This window comes from Nitratireductor sp. XY-223 (assembly GCF_004959855.1).
In the GTDB taxonomy this organism is placed as follows: domain Bacteria; phylum Pseudomonadota; class Alphaproteobacteria; order Rhizobiales; family Rhizobiaceae; genus Hoeflea_A.
Genome location: NZ_SPNT01000002.1, coordinates 154,173 through 171,988 on the forward strand (window position 1 = coordinate 154,173; position 17,816 = coordinate 171,988).

Sequence of the window (17,816 nt, forward strand, 5' to 3'; positions counted from 1 at the left end):
GTTCGCTTCGCCGCACTGCCGAAAGAGTAACACGGACACCGATCCGTGCAATTTCAATTTGTTTTAAAGCAACGCGGCCGGCGCCGATCAGCGAATACCGACGCGGACAAGTACTTCCGCCGGGATTGCATAGCGCTTTACAAGCTGTGACTGCGAGGAAAGGCCGGCCATTTCATACTGTACGAAAAGCACCCAGGCCCGGTTGGCCGCATTCTGAACAAGCTCCTGCCGCCGCTCGTCGGTCCCGGTCCCGGGTGCCTGCGCATCAAAATCGCGCAGCTCGGCAAGCGCCTTTTCCATCCCGCGGCCCGCGCGGCCGATGGAAGCCGCCATCTCCGCTAGGAGCTCCCCGTCAAGGATGCCCGCGCCGGTCTCCGGACCGCGACGCCTGCGGAAGAATATCGGTGCCCTGACGGCCATGCCCTGTCATCCCGTCTGCGGATCGGCTTCCTGCCCGCCGGCACAGCCGCCGGACAATTTCCAGACCTATCTGTCGCCGGTTCTACCGATTGTCAAACGGCAATCTGGAACAGCCAGCCCGACGCCAGCGAACCGATGACCGCCAGCGCGACGAACAGGAGAAACGGTTTTGCCTTGAGGACCGGGAAAATTGCCAGGGCGCCCCAGATGCTGACCGCGCTCCCGGACACCAGGAAGGCCATCGCGGCGCCGGGCGCCATTCCATGATCGATCAGGGCGCGCGTCAGTGGCAGCGCCGCATAACCGTCCACATAGGCCGGCGCGCCGACGAAGACCGCCAACGGCACCGCCCACCAGCTGTCCTCGCCGACATAGGCCGACAGCGCTTCGGGATGCAGCAGGCCGTTTAGAACATGTTCGGCGGCAAAGGCCGGAATGAGGCAGATCAGAACCAGCCGCCCGGTGGCGCGGCATTCGCTTCCGAACCGCCGGCGCCGCGCCGGATCGGTCCAGACGGCCCAGTCAAAGCCACCGTCGTCACAGCAACCGGACCCGGCGCTGCCGACGATCGCGTTTTTGCGCAGCGGTCGTTCGATCCAGGGGCGGCGCGCCACGAGCCATGTCGCCGATCCGCCGAGAATGCCGAGGCCGAATGCGGCCAGCGTCTTTCCGACCGCGAAGGAGAGGCCTAGCGTTGCGGCGGTGGCGGCGAGCATGGCGGGATCGGTGACGGGCGAAGAAAGCCAGAAGGCCATGACCGGCGCCAGCGGAACACCGGCCGCCAGCAGACCCGCCATGAGCGGCAGCACGGTGACGCCGCACACGGGCGTGACGGCGCCGATGGCGGACGCCGCAACAACGGCCGGCAGCATGCGGCGGCCGAACAGGCCGGCGACCCGGTCGCCGGCGCCGCTTGCCGCGACCCAGGCCGCAAGCAATATGCCGGGAATGATGAGCGGCGCGACCTCGACCAGGCTGAGTGCGACGAAACGGGCGGTGTCGAGCGTCTGGCCGGGCCGCAAAAGCGCCGCCGTGGCCAATGCCACGGCGGCCAGGGCCAGGAGCACATTCCGGGAGACGATTGGTCTGTGTCCAGCGGCAAAATCAGACATGTCGGGCTCCGATTGATCGGGCGCAGTATGGGGCTGGCGAGAAATTAGAAAAACGAATATTATAAACAGCAGCTATTGAAAAAATTGAACGATGAACACCCTCGATACCGACCTGCTTCGCACGTTCCTGGCCATCGCCGACGCCGGCAGCTTCGTCGGCGGAGCGGCACGCATCTACCGCTCGCAGTCGGCGGCCAGCATCCAGATCAAGAAGCTCGAAGAACTGATCGGCGCGCCGGTTTTCGAGCGCCACGGGCGCGGCATTCGCCTGACACCGGTCGGCGAGACGCTTGAGCCGGCGGCGCGGCAGGCGGTGCGGCTGATGGACACGACGCTCGCCCAATTGCGGGACGACGGGCTCACGGGCGCGCTGCGTATCGGCATTCCGGACGATCACAGCCGCGATGTCCTGTCGCGGATCATCGCGGACTTTTCGCAGCAGCATCCGAATGTCGAACTGTCGGTTCACTGCGCGCTTTCGAGCGGTTTCTCAAAATCGCTGGCCACCGATACGCTCGATATCGCGGTGCATGAGGTGGCCACCGTCCGCCCAGACATGACGCTGCTGCGCCGCGAGCCCCTGTTCTGGGCGGCCTCGCGCATGTTTGAACATGATGCCGGCAGCCCGTTGCCGATCGCGCTTTACGACCGCGCCTGCTGGTGGCGCGATGTCGCCCTCAGGTCCCTTGAAAGTTCCGGCCGCGCATACCGCATCGTCTATTCGAGCGAAAGCACGATCGGCATCGTGGCGGCGCTCGAAGCGGGCATCGCCGCCGGCGTGCTCGGCGCGTCTGCGATGACGGGGCGGCTGGAACCTGTCGAGGAACTCGGCGCCATTCCGCCATCGAATCTGGTGATCGAATATGGCAGCGGCGCCGAAACGGAAACCCGCCGGGCGATGGCGGCGGCCATCAGGGACGCCTTTTCGGCCTGACCGACCGCCCGTACCGGCGGGCAACAAAAAAACCCGCGGCGTTTCCGCCGCGGGTCGCTGTTCGTTAATGCAGGACGGCTTACTTCTCGTCGCCGTTCTGCTTTTTCAGGGCCGCGCCAAGGATGTCGCCGAGCGATGCGCCGCTGTCGGACGATCCGAACTGGGCGACGGCTTCCTTTTCCTCGGCGATTTCCAGCGCCTTGATCGACAGGCTGATCTTGCGGTCCTTCTTGGAGAAGTTGGTGACACGCGCGTCGATCGTCTGGCCGACCGAGAAGCGCTCGGGACGCTGCTCGTCGCGGTCGCGCGACAGGTCGGAGCGGCGGACAAAGGACGACACATCCGGGTGATCGACCAGTTTGACCTCGATGCCGCCATCGGTGATGCCGGTGACTTCGGCGGAAACGACGGCATTCTTGCGCAGTTCGCCCGAAGCGGCGGCCTCGCCGACCGCGTCCTTGCCAAGCTGCTTGATGCCGAGCGAAATGCGCTCCTTCTCGACGTCCACATCAAGGACCACGGCTTTCACCACGTCGCCCTTGTTGAATTCCTCGATGACCTGCTCGCCGGGACGGTTCCAGTCGAGGTCGGACAGGTGCACCATGCCGTCGACATCGCCTTCGAGGCCGATGAACAGGCCGAACTCGGTCTTGTTCTTGACCTCGCCCTCGACCTCGGAGCCGACAGCGTGGTTCTGCGCGAAGACTTCCCACGGATTGTCGAGCGTCTGCTTGAGGCCGAGCGAGATGCGGCGCTTGCTCGGATCGACTTCCAGGACGACGACCTCGACTTCCTGGCTGGTCGACAGGATCTTGCCCGGATGGACGTTCTTCTTGGTCCAGGACATTTCCGAGATGTGGATGAGGCCCTCGATGCCCGGCTCCAGCTCGACGAACGCGCCGTAGTCGGTGATGTTCGTGACCGTGCCCTTGATCTTCTTGCCTTCCGGATACTTGACGCCGATGCCGTCCCACGGATCGGCCTCGAGCTGCTTCATGCCGAGCGAAATGCGATGCGTTTCCTGGTTGATGCGGATGATCTGGACCTTGACGGTCTGGCCGATCGACAGGATCTCGGTCGGATGGTTGACGCGGCGCCAGGCCATGTCGGTGACGTGCAGCAGGCCGTCAATGCCGCCGAGGTCGACGAACGCACCGTAATCGGTGATGTTCTTGACGACGCCCTCGACCACCTGGCCTTCCTCGAGGTTCTGGACGATCTCGGAGCGCTGTTCGGCGCGGCTTTCCTCAAGCACCGTGCGGCGCGAGACAACGATGTTGCCGCGGCGCTTGTCCATCTTGAGGATTTCGAAGGGCTGCGGGTTGTGCATCAGCGGGGTGACGTCGCGGATCGGCCGGATATCGACCTGGGAGCGCGGCAGGAACGCCACGGCGCCGTCGAGATCGACGGTGAAGCCGCCCTTGACCTGGTTGAAGATGATGCCCTCGACCCGCTCATTGGCCTCGAACTTGGCTTCGAGGCGAACCCAGCTTTCCTCGCGGCGCGCCTTTTCGCGCGACAGGACCGCCTCGCCCAGCGCGTTCTCGATGCGCTCGACATAGACCTCGACCTCGTCGCCCGGCTTCAGCGAACCGTCCTTCGACTTGGCGCCGAATTCCTTCAGCGGAACGCGGCCCTCGACCTTGAGGCCGACATCGACGATGGCGACGTCTTTTTCGATGGCCGTGATGATGCCCTTGGCGACATAGCCTTCGGCGAGATCCTGGGTGGCAAAAGATTCCTCGAGGAGGGACGCAAAGTCCTCCGTAGACGATTGTGCAGACATGAATACTCCTGAACGGTCCGGACCGGAGTGCCTCGACGGCCGGACTGGATGCGCCGACGGTTGGTGTTGCTTTCACTTTCGATGCAGGCCGGCAGTCCCTGAGACTGCCCGTTCGGCGCGAGGCCGCATCAAAAGCGGTGGTTCATTTGCGGGTTCCGTCCGTATTGGCGGCATCGATCAGCCGTTTGGCGGCGCGGAACGCCGCTTCTATATCCATTTCGCTCGTATCTAGCAAGTGGGCATCTTCGGCGGGGCGCAGGGGCGAGTCGGCGCGGGCGCTGTCCCGGGCGTCGCGTTTCTTCAGATCCTCGAGAACCGCGTCGTAGGAAAGCCCGTTTCCGGCGGCCTCGATCTCGGCAAAGCGGCGGCGGGCGCGCACCTCGGGCGTCGCCGTCACATAAAGTTTCACCGGCGCATCGGGGCATACCACGGTGCCGATGTCCCGGCCGTCCAGCACGGCGCCCGGCGGGCGGGCCGCGAAACGCCGCTGCACCTCAACCAGTGCTGCGCGCACCTGAGGCATCACCGCGACGCGCGAGGCCGCCTCGCCGATGCCGTGTGCCGACAGTGTCGCGCGGTCGAGCCCGGAAAAGTCGAGGTCTGCTGCAACCGCCGCGGCCCTGCTCTCGTCATCCAGCGGGGCGCCGGCATCGAGCAGCGCCTTGGCGACGGCCCGGTAGGTCAACCCGGTGTCGAGATGGTGGAAGCCGTATTCATCTGCGATGTGCCGGGCCAGCGTTCCCTTGCCGGATGCGGCCGGGCCGTCGATGGCGACCGTGAAGCCAGCCATCAGGCGGCCTTCCGGACTGGTTCTATCGTGGCGCCGAGGCCGGTCATCATGTCCATGAACTCGGGAAAGCTGGTGGCGATGATGGCGCTGTCGTCGACCGAAACCGGCTTTTCGGCCGCCAGACCCATGACCAGGAAAGCCATGGCGATGCGGTGATCGAGATGGGTCGTGACGACGGCATCCTCGGCGACGGCGCCGAGCCCGGCGCCGCCGGGCACGCCGCGCACCCGCAACGAGTCCCTGCCCTCGTCGCAATCGACACCGTTGCGCCGCAGCCCTTCCGCAACGGCGGACAGGCGATCGGATTCCTTGACGCGCAGTTCCCCGAGACCCTCCATGACGGTCTCGCCCTCGGCGAAGGATGCGGCAATCGCCAAAACCGGGTACTCGTCGATCATCGACGGTGCGCGCTCGGCCGGCACGCGCACGCCCTTGAGTTCGGATGCGCCGACCACGAGGTCGGCGACATCCTCGCCGCCGGCGGAGCGTTGATTGACGATCCCGATATCGGCGCCCATTTCCAAAAGCGTGGTGACGAGCCCGGTGCGCGTCGGGTTCATCAGGACATTCTCGATCGTGACGCGCGACCCGGGCACCAGCAGGGCCGCGACCAGAGGAAAGGCGGTCGAGGACGGGTCGCCCGGCACGTCGATCACCTGGCCGGCGAGCTTGCCCTGACCGGCCAGCACGATGGTGCGCACGCCGCCCGCGCCGGTGTCGACGGAAAGCTCGGCGCCGAAGCCGGCCAGCATCTTTTCAGTGTGGTCGCGGGTCATCACCGGCTCGATCACCGTCGTCGTGCCCGGCGCGTTGAGCCCGGCCAAGAGGACGGCGGATTTGACCTGGGCAGAGGCCATCGGCACGCGATAGCGGATCGGAACCGCAAGATCGGGGCCGCGCAGCGTGACCGGAAGGCGGTCGCCCTCCGCGGCGTTCACCTGCACGCCCATCTGGCGCAGCGGGTCGAGCACCCGGCCCATCGGCCGCCGCGACAGCGACTCGTCGCCGATGAAGGTCGCCTCGAAGGCGTAGGTCCCGACCAGGCCCATGGTCAGGCGAACGCCGGTGCCGGCGTTGCCGAAGTCGAGCGGCGCCTCGGGTTCCAGCAACAGGCCGTTGCCGACACCGTCGATGATCCACGTATCGTCTTGCTTGACGATGCGCGCACCCATGGCCTGCATGGCCCGACCGGTGGCCAGCACGTCCTCGCCTTCGAGCAGACCTGTAATCCGGGTGCGGCCGCTGGCCAGGCCGCCGAGCATGAAGGAGCGGTGCGAGATCGACTTGTCGCCCGGTATGCGGACAGTGCCGTTGAGGCTTTCGGATTTGCGCGCGACCGCGGGTGTCAGGGAAGCGCCGTGTGTCATTATAGTGTTGTCCTTGAATGCCGGGGACCGAAACCGGGCCCGGGCGGGCTTTTTCAGTCATTCGCGCACCGTCTAGCACACCGAAAAAACGCCGTCATCCTCTATGGCCCGCCGGTGTGCCGTTTTTCGCAAGATAGGCTTTGACAGACGCTGCCAAGATGGGTATGGGGTCCGGCACATCAAATACCGGCGACGCTGCGCAACGGCGCCAGAACGGGCAGCCATCGGCGGTCGGCTTGTTTGATGGGCTGAACACGGAAGACCGCTACGCGAGGAAGCGCGGCGGACCATAATCGGCTCCGGCGACCGTCCCGGACCGGCGATATCGAAGACCAAGAGGCCATCAAAGTGACAAAGCCTGAACTCGGAACCAAGCGCGTCTGTCCCGAAACCGGCCGCAAATTCTACGATCTCAATCGCGATCCGATCGTTTCGCCCTACACCGGACAAAGTTATCCGCTGTCCTATTTCGAGGGTGGCGAGACCGAACCCGAAACGGAGGAGGCGGATGTTCAGGCCGAGAGCACCGAAGTGGAGAAGGAAAGCGCGAACGTCGAAATTGTTTCCCTGGAAGATGCCGACGAGGAGGCATCCGATACGGGTGAAACCATTCCGGATATCGATTCGGACGACGACGACGTCGATATCGGCGATGATGACGACGACACTTTCCTCGAAACCGACGACGACGATGACGACGATGTCAGCGGCATCATCGCGGTTTCCGAAGACGAAGAGGAAACCTGACCGGCAGCCCCTCGCACCCGGCCCGGGCGGGCGCGGCGCGGGGGCTGGAAAAATTTCCGGCGCGCGAATCCATTTTCATCTTGATCTGCGCGACCAGCGGCATTAGAAAGCCGCACCTGTTGGGGCCATAGCTCAGTTGGGAGAGCGCTTGCATGGCATGCAAGAGGTCAGGGGTTCGACTCCCCTTGGCTCCACCAAAATTTCTCTTTCATAGACGTTCAGCGCCATTCATAGAATTGGCGTTTGCCTTATTTTTCCGGGCATTACTGTGTCATGGCCTTACAGCGTTCAGCAAATGGCATATTTTTGTTGGAAGACACTGACGGGGACAATGGCAAAAGTGCGTCACCGCCTCACAGTCGCTGCCGTTGAAAAGCGGAAAGCCAAGGGTCGAAAGAAAGAGTCATTGAGGCCTATCGTATAGCTAATGGAAGAAGGATGCGGCCACGTCTAGTTGGGGTTTTCGCTTTTTCAGAGCCACTAAAAACAGCCGTCCATACTACGAAAACGCGTACCTACCCTTTTCCTAGTCGCGCCCGAACTTTCGTTTAATGTGATCGGAAATCCGTCGAATTAGTCTCCAGCAGGCGTCTTCATTGGTAGCCGTTGGATCGACGACCATAATGTGCAAACGAATTCCGGCTCGAATACTCCCGAATGAGTGCCGACTGTACCACCCGGATAGAATCAGGCAGCCTGCAATAAATAATCCCAGTAGAAGCAACTGCCACCACTCTAGTGTCTGGAAATGATACTGCAGTAAGGGAACATCAGTGCCAGCCGTGCCAGTGTTCCCGTACCAAATAGGGTAACCATGAAGCTCGGTGACGCGAGTTTGCGAACACAGTAATTTAACAGTCGCAATTACAATTCCGATCACGGGAAGGAAGCACAAAACCAGGTGAAATATCCAGGTGTTGATGCACCTAGACACATCTCTTCCCATTTCTCCTACGTTATCGCTCAACGCCTTTACTGAGTGAAAACCGCCGTGCATTAGAGCGGACACAAAATTGTGCCGATTGAATTTTTTGTCCTCTTTGTTGGGTATGGGAATCGTGAGAAACGGATTTTTGCCGTTGTCCAAACGCAATGACAAACCGGTTATCATGTTGAATGTTTCAGATGTTCGCAAACGTGCTGAGGAATAGGGTACGGATAGAAATGTCATCAACACAATGAAACATATCAAATACCTCTCGTAAGGAAGATTCACTCCAAGGAGACTAAAGGTCTTAGCTCCTTCGCCCGTTAAAATGTCGCCGGGGTCGGCCAAAAGGGTTACGAATATTAGAGTTGCGACGAAAATAAGTATCCGGCTAAAGCCCTTTTGGTGTTCAGCATGAGCGGGAAGCAGCCGCTCGATAAGTTGCTCGTCGTCCTCCTCCTGGTCTATATCCAATTCGAATTCGACCGGGTTACCAGATGGACCCAAAAACTTTGTTTTTAGTAACATAATCTCCCCCTGCAATCGCCCCTAAAGCACCAAGCACAGGTTGAAACGCCAAGTCCAGCGCAAGGCGAGATAAATGACCAAGCAGTCATGAAATGGGGCCCGTAAGAATATGCCACCTGAACGAAGGTGACGGTGTTTTCCATTAGTTTGAGAACACTTCCTTTTCGGGCTATCTTTCCGAAATGGAAACAGAAACCCCGCCGTCAGATATACCCAGCGGTCAGAAGGAAAAAGTGGTTGAAGCGTTTGTATTGCTTGATCGCCAATACGAACTGACACGCCATCTTATTCAGACATCTGGTACAGCACTAGACAAATTCGAAAACGCGATGGGTGAGAATAGGCAGGATTTGACTAATGTTCTCAGCGTCTTCAATTACGTGTTCGCTTTGATAGACCATCTAGTCCGATACCAGAAAATCGTTTTCTCGTTTCCAGTCATCAGCCAGAAATCGGCGGAATGCCGTGCGCTCAACACCACAATGGGTGAATTGAAGGATGCGCGTAATCAGCTGCAGCACATAAACATGGACATTGAAAACGAAAACTCGGGCCCGCTTCTGGGTGCAGTTGGCTGGGCAAAAGGCAACACTCAATATATGGCTGCGCTCACCGACGTTTCTCGAAAACGCTCATCGCCTGGATTGATCTTCGACACTCATGAGGGAAAACACACGTCTGAATTCTGCTACATCTACGGAGAGGTGTATCACGACCTTGGCAAGGCGGTTGAGGGAATGCATAAATTTCAGGAGTTCCTCCGCAAAAAGGTTTCGGTCACTGTGGATGGAAAAGATTACAATCCGGCTAAGCATTTCATTGCGTTGAAGATGCAGATAAATCTATTAGAAAATTAGTAAATACCTACGACATTACTCAGTATATTGTGATTGTTGACATCAATTCGTAGATCCGCGCAGCTCCAACACTTCACAAAACTCTATAAAACCACGTCTGTGCTGATATCATTCGGATAGCGAGGCGGATTTGCACCGCCCGGTTTGCTCCAAGCACTTCGCTTGCCTCATCGTTGCCCAGCACTGCCTCTGAGTTATGGGCAGCGACAGTTTCCCAGATACCGCGCTGTGTTCTCCCCAATCATCTGATACATCAACAATTGGACTGGAACATTAAATGAGTTTTATCCGACATTACTATCGAGTAACTGGCTATTTTTGCGCCGTGTTCCCACGGGATACCTGTGAGGTTTGCTTGGCCTCACGCAATGATGCCATCGCAATATTCACTATTCTATTTTCAGTTATTATTGTTAGCAACTTTATATACGATATTACCGACTTGTTGCCTTGGTTTGACGCCTATGGTCCGCTGAAGAGCGCAACTAGTTTTATATATGACCTACTATCAAATGTGACGATTCTTTTACTTAACTTATTTCTAATTCCATTGGATTATTTTGTTTTTTTATGCACGTTACTCGCAAGCTACGTTTCAAAAATCACCCCATATTTTCCAAATTTCTCTTTACCTGTTTGGTACGGCAAATTAGCTGTTCCATCGATCCTCCTGACGCGCCTATTCAAAATATGTGATGAAATCGTCCCGACCGAACTAAGAGGGGAACTCCGGGAATCTATGCCCGATGCCGATCAGCGCATCTTAAAGGATACCGGCAATCCATTCCTTGTATGGCCTTGGTTTTTTACCGACGAAATCAATAGGCGTTTCTACTGGACGCTGATCAATGTAACGGAGGAAAAGATTTTTCCGTTCATTTTAACGCTGCCTCTTAGACTCACTGGTGTAGATAACAGGTTTGCCACAAGCATCTTCAGGAACCTTGCTTACACTATCGCCGGAGCACTTATGTTGGGATACGTCAAGCTCGTCGGCTACATCCTATATCTATTCAAGAATAGGAGTTTGAACTATCCTGTCATGGATGCGTATCGGCGATGGTTGAAAACCCTCTTGTCGTTAGCAATATTCATTACAGTTTTCTCTTCTTCCCTAATCGTTTTCGAGCGTTTGCTCTTAGAGCTTTTTGAGCCAAGAATCGAACAATTCTTGTAGGTTAGATTGGCCAAAATCAATTAGAGGCCGGCCACGATCAGCTATAAAGGAGCCACCAGGGCGTTTCATTGAAATGAAATATTGAAAGACTGATGAGTTTTTGAAGTCATTTTTTTGTTTTATTTTCGATTCTTATCTGAAATAGATGGTTCCCCTTGGCTCCACCAAAATCCACACCTTTCAACACTACCGGCTGTTGCCGTTTGCGGCGCGCTCACGCTTCAGCACTTCACAATATTCCCGCGACAAGCGCGCGGCTGTGATTCGAAACCTGGTCAAAACCTGCAAAATACCTGCACACGGACACTCCGGGTGAACGAAGCATTAGGCACATTTGCCAATAAGTTCCGACCTTTACAACTTTGAGTGCGCGTCACGTTGCCAATACAAATCAGATCACTTAACACATTGACCATCAACTAAGCAGGGAGAATTCTCATGGGATTCCAGGATGCGGTAAGGGTCTGTCTGCGTGAAAAGTACATCACATTCTCGGGCCGCGCCCCGCGGTCGGAATTTTGGTACTTCATGCTGTTCAATTTGCTCGTGATGCTCGCATTTTTTGTCCTGGTATTGGTGTTCGGCGGGTTCGGTTCCCTGGTGAGCGGCGATACGAATGCGCTGTTTTCCGGCGGAATTGCGATCATCGGCGTATTGTTCTTTCTGTACTGGCTGGCGGTTATCCTGCCATCCATCGCGGTCGTCGTGCGCCGCTTTCACGACGTCAATATCTCGGGATGGTGGTATCTTGGCTGCGTTGTCGGCGGGTTCATTCCCTATGTCGGCTTTCTGGCCACGCTCGCGCCCTACGTGATCGCGGTCATCAAGGGCACGGAAGGCGACAACAAATACGGCCCGGATCCGCTGGTCGAGCGGCACGCCGCGGATGTATTCGCCTGATCCCAGGCGAAGGAGGCGCAGCCGGGCGGGTGCGCTTTACGTAACGGCCTTTGTCCTGCTGTTTCCAGGTTGCGGCCTGCCGGCCGCGGCGCAGGAAACGGCCGATGGTCCGCTGGTCATTTCGACGGTGGACCCGCCCCGAACACAGGCATCGAAGGCCTATGACAATGTTGCGCGGCCGCGCAACATTTCCTCCGATGCCACCTACGCCGACGAGATCTCCGGACCGGTGACCCGGGAAAGGGCCATTCGCGAGCGAAGGGAGATGCGGCGGATAAGCACCGGCCCCATTGCGGATGGCGGGTGGAGTGTCGCCGCCGCTGTCCTGGCGATCCTCGCTCTGTTGTTCCTGTGGCTCAAGTTCGGCGGCAGCAGCACCCTGTTCTCGCGCCCGGTGCGCGAAAGCAGGAAAGCCGAGGCACCGCCGGAGATGTGGAACATCGCCGGGGACGAGGCGGACATGGACGCCACGACGCTGCTGCGCCATCTGGCCGCCATGAAGGACCGACGCGAGGCGCTGGCGCGGCTCCTGCGTCACTGCCTTTTGTCGGCCGGGACGGACTGCGATACCCGCTTTGCAAGATCCGATACCGAACGCGAGGCATTCGCCCGCCTGCCGCCCGCCTTCAGATACCACGACGCCCTCAAGGCGCTGCTCCACGACGCCGAGCTGGCGCACTATGGCGGCCGGCCGGTCAGCGACGCGGTTTTTGACCGCAACCTTCAAGTGGGGCGCCTCTTGCTGATCAGGCAGGAGGCAGGGCGTCATGCGCAATAACGTTCCACTGATCATTGTTGTCGTCCTGTTGTTCGCAGGGGCAATCGCCCTGTTGTTCCTCAGCGGCGGCGACCGCCGCCTCGACAACTCGATCATCGGCATGAACGGGCTGGCGGCATGGCTCGAGGAGAACGGCGTCGCCGCCAGGAAATCCCACCCGCGCCTGTCACCGGATGTGGAGGAATTCACGCTGCGCGTCCTGCCGCTTTACGATGTGGACCTTTCCAGAGAGGCCGCCGAGCCGGAGAATTCCGCCGACCTCATCGGTCAGAAAACGCAGAGCGACATCGATGTCGAGGATTTCAACAGCAAGATTCTCGAATTGCCGTCCGTCGTGCTGCTGCCGAAATGGACGACGGGTTTCATCGAGACCGGCATCGCCCACGAGCGGACGCTGATCGGTGTCGGCAGCTACCCGCTCCTTTTCGCACAGATGGGCCTGAACGGGCTACAGCTGCGGCGGCGCGGCGCGGCGTTCACTTCGGCCCGTCCGGGACCTGGCGGCGCGAATGAGGTGACGCTGTTCCACGCCCAGACCTTCGCGCCGGACAGCCTGCCCGATTTTTGCGCGCGCCATCTCGAACTTGACGGCGGTCTGCTTGTCATCGCCTGCGAATTCGAGGAGCACGATCACGCCACCTATTTCGTGTCCGACCCGGACCTGTTGAACAATCACGGGCTGTCGCTCGGTGAAAACGCCGACCACGCCATCGCCTTCCTGTCGCAACTGAAACCGGAAACAACCAAGCAGATCTATATCGATACGAGCCCGCAATTGCTGACACGATACGAGGCGGTCGAGGAACAGCGCCGGGACTATAAGAGATCCGGATCCGATCTGGCACGGTTCTTTGCCTATCCCCTGTCGATCCTCTGGGCCGTCATGCTCATCGTCCTCGCCGTGCTTTTCTGGCGGGGCGCGATACGGTTCGGGCCGCTCGAGCGCGAGGACGACCCGTCGATCAATCAGGCAAAAACAGTCGCCATTGCCACCAAGGCGAGGCTTTTGCGCCTGTCGGAAAGCGACGGCGAGATGGTGTCCGATTTCGTCCGGCACCAGCTGTCGGAGCTGACAGCGCAGACCCTCGGGCCCGACCTGGGCGACACCGGTCTGAAGCGCTTCTTTGAGCATTTGTCGCGCAAGGATGCGGAACTGGCGGCAGCGTTCCGGGATATTTCGGAAAGGCTGACCCTGCACGCCGACATAATGACCCAGACCGAACTGTCCAAAGGTCTGGAACGCTACAGAAACCTGCTGGAAAAGGTAACCCGTCTCAATGGATCTCCAGGAATTCCAAAAACTCGCTGAAAGTGTCCGCAAGGAAATCGGATCGGTCGTGCAAGGGCAGGACCGGTTGATCGATTTCCTGATGGTTTCGCTGTTTGCCCGCGGCCATTGCCTGCTCGAGGGGCCGCCCGGCACCGCCAAAACGCTGCTGGCGCGCTGCCTGACACAGGCGACAAGCCTGGCATTCGGGCGTATTCAGTTCACGCCCGACCTGATGCCGGGGGACGTTCTCGGCGTCAACCTGTTCAATTTCCAGACCAACGAATTCCGGTTGACGAAGGGGCCGGTCTTTACCGACATCCTGCTTGCCGACGAAATCAACCGCGCCCCGCCGAAGACGCAGTCGGCCCTGCTTCAGGCAATGAACGAACGCGAGGTGACGATTGACGGGACCAGCTATCCGCTCGGCGAGGAATTCTTCGTCGTGGCCACGCAGAACCCGATCGAGCAGCACGGAACCTACCCGCTCCCGGAAGCGCAACTGGACCGTTTCCTGTTCAAGCTCCTTGTGGACTTTCCCGATCGCGACACGGAGATCAACATCCTCACCCGGCATGCCAGCCAACCGCTGCAATCCGGCCGCGGCCCGGCGACCATCAAGCAGGTGATGACGCGCGAGGATCTCAACGCGGGCCACCGGATCGTCGACAGCATCCGCCTGGACCGCTCGATTGTCGAGTACATCGTCAGCCTTGCACGCGCCACGCGCGACGACGGGGAAATACTGCATGGCGTGTCCACCCGCGCAGCGGACGCTCTGGCCACCGCCGTGCGCGCCCACGCGGCGCTCGACGGCAGGGACTATGCCATTCCCGACGACGTCCAGGCGCTCGTGGTTCCGGCATTCCGCCACCGCATCGTGCTTGGCCCCACGGCCGAGATCGAAGGCCGCACCCCGGACGACGTGCTGAACGCCATCGTCAACCGCATGGAAGCGCCGAGATAAAATGCGTCCGTCGCGCCCATTCCTGGCACTTGTGCTGGTGCTCACCGGGCTTTCCGTGCTGCTCGTCTTGATCGGGCGCGACGTCACAACGGCCGTGGCGACCCTTTGGGGCGGGCTGGTCCTGCTGTCGGTGGCCGATCTGTTTGTAACCCCGTCGCGCCGCAACATCGCTGCCCTGATCGACTTGCCCAAAAGCGGGTTTTGCGGCACGGACGTTCCCCTCGTCGTCGATCTTTCGGCGCGTCGTGGCCACCTTCCGCAACAGTTTGAAATCCGGCTGAACATGGACGACGGCCTGGATGCGGACTGGGATGAGGCGATCCGGCTCGAAGGGAACACGAGCGCGACCCGGCTTGAAACCGCGATGATGCTGGGCGACCGCGGCGAAAAGGCTCTCACCGGACTGGCGATGCGATACCGGTCCCGCCTGCGGCTGTTCGAGATCATCGCAAACTGGCCGCTGGACCGGAAAATCTCTGTAATGCCGAATATCGCTCCCATCCTGAACGGCACGATCCAGACGCAGATGCTGCCATTGCTGGATGGCGCCAAGGACATGCAGATCCGCGGCGACGGCTCCGAGTTTCATCAATTGCGCGACTTCGTGGCGGGCATGGACCCGAGGACCATCGACTGGAAACGGTCTGCGCGCATGCTGCGGCTGACAGCGCGCGAAACGCGCGCCGAACGCAATCATCAGATCGTCCTGTGCCTGGATACCGGTCACCTGATGGGCGAGCGGCTGGGAAACCTTTCGAAGCTTGACCGGTCGATCAATGCCGCGCTGGCGCTGGCCTGGGCCGGCGGTCTCGGCGGCGACCTTGTCGGGTTCTACAGTTTCAACAGCCGGCCGCATCAGTTCATACCGCCACGTCCCGGGCGCATGGCGTTCTCGCGCATTCAGGGGGTCAGCGCCGCGCTGCGGCACGACAGCGCCGAGACCAATCACACGCTCGGCCTGTCCAATCTGAACGCAAAACTGGCGCGGCGTTCGCTGATCGTGATCTTCTCCGACTTCGTCGACAGCGTGACGGCGGAGCTGCTCGTCGAGAACCTTGCGGTGATGACCCGCAAGCATCTGATCCTTTATGTCGCCATCCGCGATCCCGCACTCCAGGAGCTGACCCATCCGGACGCCATTTCGCTGGACGCGGTGTCGCGCTCCGTCTCGGCCCGGCAGATCCTGCGGGAGCGCCAGCAGGTCTTCGACCGGCTGCGGCGCCTGGGCATACTGTGCCTGGATACCGAGCCCGGCGCGCTGACCCCGACGCTGGTTTCCCGCTACATGGATATCAAGGCGCAGGAGTTGATATGAGCGCGTTGCCACAGGACCGGGACGCGGAAACGGCGACGCTGCGGTCGGCCCGATTCCGCAAGGAGCGCGAAGCCGGATGGAAACGGCTGGAAAAACTCATCGCAGTCGCCGAAAAGTCCGGAATCCGCCGTCTGACCTATCGGGAAACGCTGGAATTGAGCGGCCTTTACCGCCAGGCCGTGAACTCGCTGAGCGCCGCACGGGCGATTTCCCTCGACAAGGCGCTCCTGACCTATCTCGACCGGCTGTGCGCGCGCGCATATCTCGTCGTTTACGCCCCCCAGGAGAGCATTGGCGATGCGGTCTGGCGCCTTTTTGCGCAGGGCATTCCGCAGGCGGTTCGCCGCTCGGGCGTGGCACTGCTCGTCGGCTTCCTGGCGATGGGCCTCGGTGCGCTGCTCGGCTATACGCTCTTCCAACGGGATCCGTCCTGGTTCTTTACATTCGTTCCGGCCGAACTCGCCGCCGGCCGGACCCCGGAAGCATCGGCGGCGTATCTTCGGGAAACGCTCTACGATACGTCGAACCGGTCGGGTGCGGCGCTGAGCGTATTCGCGTCGTTTCTGTTTTCGCACAACACCCAGATCGCGATCCTGATCTTTGCGCTCGGTATTTTTGCGGCGCTGCCTAGCTTCATACTGACATTCTACAACGGCCTGCTGCTCGGGCCCTTCGTGGCGATTTTCGTCAATGCCGGTCTCGGGTTCGACCTCTTCGGCTGGCTGTCGATCCACGGCGTGACGGAGCTGGCAGCGATCTGCATCGCGTGCGCGGGCGGAGCGCGCCTCGGCCTTGCCGTGCTGCTGCCGGGGCGGCTAAGCCGCCGCGCAGCGCTGCGCGACAATGGCCGGGACGCCGTCAAGCTCCTGATCCTTGCGGGACTGATGCTGATCGTCGCGGGACTTGTCGAAGGCTTCCTGCGGCAGCTCATCCAGGCGACCGAATGGCGCCTGATCATCGGTTGGGGTCTGGGGCTGATGTGGCTTGGCTGGTTGACCCTCGCCGGCAGGACCGGGGCGGCGCGATGAACGGCGTGACGGTCGCCCGAAACGGGCAAATTGAGAACTTCATCCCGCCGGAAGGCGTTCCCATCACCTTTGTTCTGGCATCGCGCGGCGCCCGCGTGGGTGCCCAGGTGCTCGACATTATCATCACCTTCGGCGGCACGCTGGCCTTCATCCTGCTTCTGGCGTGGAGCGGGGTTCTCGGCCTCGCGCCGCTGATGGCGCTTTACCTGCTGCTGACCTTCTTCATCCGCATTCCCTATTACATCTTCGCCGAACTGGTCTGGAACGGGCGGACCCTCGGAAAGCGGATCGTCCGGATCCGCGTCATCAGCGCCGACGGACGCCGGCTCACGCCGCATCAGATCGTTGCACGCAACCTGATGAAGGAAGTGGAGGTCTTCCTGCCGATCACCACGCTTTTTGCCGCGGCGGACCTGAACACCTGGGTAGGCATTGCCATCGCAGTCTGGATGATCCTTGTTCTTCTGGTTCCGTTCTTCAACAGGAAACGCCAGCGTTTCGGCGACATGATCGCCGACACGCTGGTGGTTGAGATGCCGCAGGCGGTTCTGTTGCGTGACCTTTCGGAGTCGCCGAAGAACGAAAGCAGCCAGTTCGTCTTCAATCCGGAGCATCTCGAGATTTACGGGCAATACGAGCTCCAGGTGCTGGAATCGATCCTGCGCGAGCCGCCGAAATCGCAAGAAGGATACGACCGCGTCCGCGAAGTCTCCCGCATGATCATCAAGAAGATCGGTTACACCGACCCGGTCCCGCAGATCGACGAATGGAAGTTCCTCCTGGAATTCTACAAGCAGCAGCGCGGATTCCTGGAGAACCGCCACCTCTTCGGAGACAGCCGGCGGGACAAGTTTCATGCCGACAGGCAGAAAAACTCCGACCCGGACGGTTGAAACCGGCGCCTGTGCGACCGCC

17 protein-coding genes and 1 tRNA gene are annotated in these 17,816 nt (G+C 60.1%); 12 read left to right on the forward strand and 6 right to left on the reverse strand.

Translation table 11 applies throughout. The annotated features are described in order from the left end of the window. Positions 1-87 precede the first annotated feature (87 nt). Complete coding sequence (locus E4M07_RS07295; RefSeq protein ID WP_136657662.1) at positions 88-420, reverse strand: DUF6665 family protein; 333 nt, start codon at positions 418-420, stop codon at positions 88-90. A gap of 92 nt (positions 421-512) precedes the next feature. After that, positions 513-1,532 (reverse strand): permease, encoded by a 1,020-nt coding sequence (locus E4M07_RS07300; protein WP_136657663.1) that lies wholly within the window; start codon positions 1,530-1,532, stop codon positions 513-515. A gap of 91 nt (positions 1,533-1,623) precedes the next feature. Here E4M07_RS07300 and E4M07_RS07305 point away from each other — a divergent pair, with 91 nt between their 5' ends. Continuing rightward, positions 1,624-2,466, forward strand: coding sequence for a LysR substrate-binding domain-containing protein (locus tag E4M07_RS07305; RefSeq protein ID WP_136657664.1), 843 nt, complete (start codon positions 1,624-1,626; stop codon positions 2,464-2,466). A gap of 79 nt (positions 2,467-2,545) precedes the next feature. Here the strand turns inward: E4M07_RS07305 and rpsA are convergent, their stop codons facing one another. The 3 genes from rpsA to aroA form a co-directional block, all read right to left on the reverse strand. Next, positions 2,546-4,252, reverse strand: a complete 1,707-nt coding sequence (gene rpsA, locus E4M07_RS07310) for a 30S ribosomal protein S1 (RefSeq protein WP_136657665.1) — start codon at positions 4,250-4,252, stop codon at positions 2,546-2,548. Positions 4,253-4,394: 142 nt separating this feature from the next. Further along, positions 4,395-5,042: a (d)CMP kinase gene (gene cmk, locus E4M07_RS07315; protein WP_136657666.1), complete on the reverse strand. Its 648-nt coding sequence runs from the start codon at positions 5,040-5,042 to the stop codon at positions 4,395-4,397. Continuing rightward, positions 5,042-6,409: a 3-phosphoshikimate 1-carboxyvinyltransferase gene (gene aroA / locus E4M07_RS07320; protein ID WP_136657667.1), complete on the reverse strand. Its 1,368-nt coding sequence runs from the start codon at positions 6,407-6,409 to the stop codon at positions 5,042-5,044. The genes cmk and aroA overlap by 1 nt, the downstream gene beginning before the upstream one ends. 348 nt (positions 6,410-6,757) lie before the next feature. On the opposite strand from aroA, the gene E4M07_RS07325 reads away from it, so the two are divergent. Both E4M07_RS07325 and E4M07_RS07330 read left to right on the forward strand, forming a co-directional pair. Continuing rightward, on the forward strand, positions 6,758-7,156 hold the full coding sequence (locus E4M07_RS07325) for a TIGR02300 family protein (protein WP_136657668.1): 399 nt from the start codon (positions 6,758-6,760) through the stop codon (positions 7,154-7,156). Positions 7,157-7,277: 121 nt separating this feature from the next. Beyond that, a tRNA-Ala gene (locus E4M07_RS07330) sits at positions 7,278-7,353 on the forward strand. 329 nt (positions 7,354-7,682) lie between these two features. Here the strand turns inward: E4M07_RS07330 and E4M07_RS07335 are convergent. Then, entirely contained in the window at positions 7,683-8,612 is a 930-nt protein-coding gene (locus E4M07_RS07335; RefSeq protein WP_136657669.1) for a hypothetical protein, read from the reverse strand. A gap of 182 nt (positions 8,613-8,794) precedes the next feature. On the opposite strand from E4M07_RS07335, the gene E4M07_RS07340 reads away from it, so the two are divergent. From E4M07_RS07340 to E4M07_RS07380, 9 genes are all read left to right on the forward strand, one after another. After that, positions 8,795-9,469, forward strand: a complete 675-nt coding sequence (locus tag E4M07_RS07340) for a hypothetical protein (RefSeq protein WP_136657670.1) — start codon at positions 8,795-8,797, stop codon at positions 9,467-9,469. Between the two features lie 277 nt (positions 9,470-9,746). Next, on the forward strand, positions 9,747-10,646 hold the full coding sequence (locus tag E4M07_RS07345; RefSeq protein ID WP_136657671.1) for a hypothetical protein: 900 nt from the start codon (positions 9,747-9,749) through the stop codon (positions 10,644-10,646). Positions 10,647-11,084: 438 nt separating this feature from the next. Beyond that, positions 11,085-11,546 (forward strand): DUF805 domain-containing protein, encoded by a 462-nt coding sequence (locus E4M07_RS07350; protein WP_136657672.1) that lies wholly within the window; start codon positions 11,085-11,087, stop codon positions 11,544-11,546. Next, the gene (locus tag E4M07_RS07355) at positions 11,533-12,324 is read left to right on the forward strand and encodes a hypothetical protein (RefSeq protein ID WP_136657673.1); all 792 of its coding nucleotides are present in this window, start codon (positions 11,533-11,535) and stop codon (positions 12,322-12,324) included. Before E4M07_RS07350 ends, E4M07_RS07355 begins: the two co-directional genes overlap by 14 nt. Beyond that, positions 12,314-13,633, forward strand: coding sequence for a hypothetical protein (locus tag E4M07_RS07360; protein ID WP_136657674.1), 1,320 nt, complete (start codon positions 12,314-12,316; stop codon positions 13,631-13,633). The genes E4M07_RS07355 and E4M07_RS07360 overlap by 11 nt, the downstream gene beginning before the upstream one ends. Next, complete coding sequence (locus E4M07_RS07365; RefSeq protein ID WP_136657675.1) at positions 13,602-14,558, forward strand: MoxR family ATPase; 957 nt, start codon at positions 13,602-13,604, stop codon at positions 14,556-14,558. Before E4M07_RS07360 ends, E4M07_RS07365 begins: the two co-directional genes overlap by 32 nt. 1 nt (position 14,559) lies before the next feature. Beyond that, positions 14,560-15,873 (forward strand): DUF58 domain-containing protein, encoded by a 1,314-nt coding sequence (locus E4M07_RS07370; protein ID WP_136657676.1) that lies wholly within the window; start codon positions 14,560-14,562, stop codon positions 15,871-15,873. Beyond that, positions 15,870-16,901 carry a stage II sporulation protein M gene (locus E4M07_RS07375; protein ID WP_136657677.1) on the forward strand — a complete coding sequence of 344 codons (1,032 nt, stop codon included), beginning with the start codon at positions 15,870-15,872 and terminating at the stop codon, positions 16,899-16,901. The genes E4M07_RS07370 and E4M07_RS07375 overlap by 4 nt, the downstream gene beginning before the upstream one ends. After that, entirely contained in the window at positions 16,898-17,794 is an 897-nt protein-coding gene (locus E4M07_RS07380; protein ID WP_136657678.1) for an RDD family protein, read from the forward strand. Before E4M07_RS07375 ends, E4M07_RS07380 begins: the two co-directional genes overlap by 4 nt. Positions 17,795-17,816: the final 22 nt, after the last annotated feature.

Excerpts from the sequence above, each read along its gene's own strand:
- E4M07_RS07295 (WP_136657662.1), bottom strand. The coding sequence starts at position 420 with ATGGCCGTCAGGGCACCGATATTCTTCCGCAGGCGTCGCGGTCCGGAG.
- E4M07_RS07300 (WP_136657663.1), bottom strand. The coding sequence starts at position 1,532 with ATGTCTGATTTTGCCGCTGGACACAGACCAATCGTCTCCCGGAATGTG.
- E4M07_RS07305 (WP_136657664.1), top strand. The coding sequence starts at position 1,624 with ATGAACACCCTCGATACCGACCTGCTTCGCACGTTCCTGGCCATCGCC.
- rpsA (WP_136657665.1), bottom strand. The coding sequence starts at position 4,252 with ATGTCTGCACAATCGTCTACGGAGGACTTTGCGTCCCTCCTCGAGGAA.
- cmk (WP_136657666.1), bottom strand. The coding sequence starts at position 5,042 with ATGGCTGGCTTCACGGTCGCCATCGACGGCCCGGCCGCATCCGGCAAG.
- aroA (WP_136657667.1), bottom strand. The coding sequence starts at position 6,409 with ATGACACACGGCGCTTCCCTGACACCCGCGGTCGCGCGCAAATCCGAA.
- E4M07_RS07335 (WP_136657669.1), bottom strand. The coding sequence starts at position 8,612 with ATGTTACTAAAAACAAAGTTTTTGGGTCCATCTGGTAACCCGGTCGAA.
- E4M07_RS07340 (WP_136657670.1), top strand. The coding sequence starts at position 8,795 with ATGGAAACAGAAACCCCGCCGTCAGATATACCCAGCGGTCAGAAGGAA.
- E4M07_RS07345 (WP_136657671.1), top strand. The coding sequence starts at position 9,747 with ATGAGTTTTATCCGACATTACTATCGAGTAACTGGCTATTTTTGCGCC.
- E4M07_RS07350 (WP_136657672.1), top strand. The coding sequence starts at position 11,085 with ATGGGATTCCAGGATGCGGTAAGGGTCTGTCTGCGTGAAAAGTACATC.
- E4M07_RS07355 (WP_136657673.1), top strand. The coding sequence starts at position 11,533 with ATGTATTCGCCTGATCCCAGGCGAAGGAGGCGCAGCCGGGCGGGTGCG.
- E4M07_RS07360 (WP_136657674.1), top strand. The coding sequence starts at position 12,314 with ATGCGCAATAACGTTCCACTGATCATTGTTGTCGTCCTGTTGTTCGCA.
- E4M07_RS07365 (WP_136657675.1), top strand. The coding sequence starts at position 13,602 with ATGGATCTCCAGGAATTCCAAAAACTCGCTGAAAGTGTCCGCAAGGAA.
- E4M07_RS07370 (WP_136657676.1), top strand. The coding sequence starts at position 14,560 with ATGCGTCCGTCGCGCCCATTCCTGGCACTTGTGCTGGTGCTCACCGGG.
- E4M07_RS07375 (WP_136657677.1), top strand. The coding sequence starts at position 15,870 with ATGAGCGCGTTGCCACAGGACCGGGACGCGGAAACGGCGACGCTGCGG.
- E4M07_RS07380 (WP_136657678.1), top strand. The coding sequence starts at position 16,898 with ATGAACGGCGTGACGGTCGCCCGAAACGGGCAAATTGAGAACTTCATC.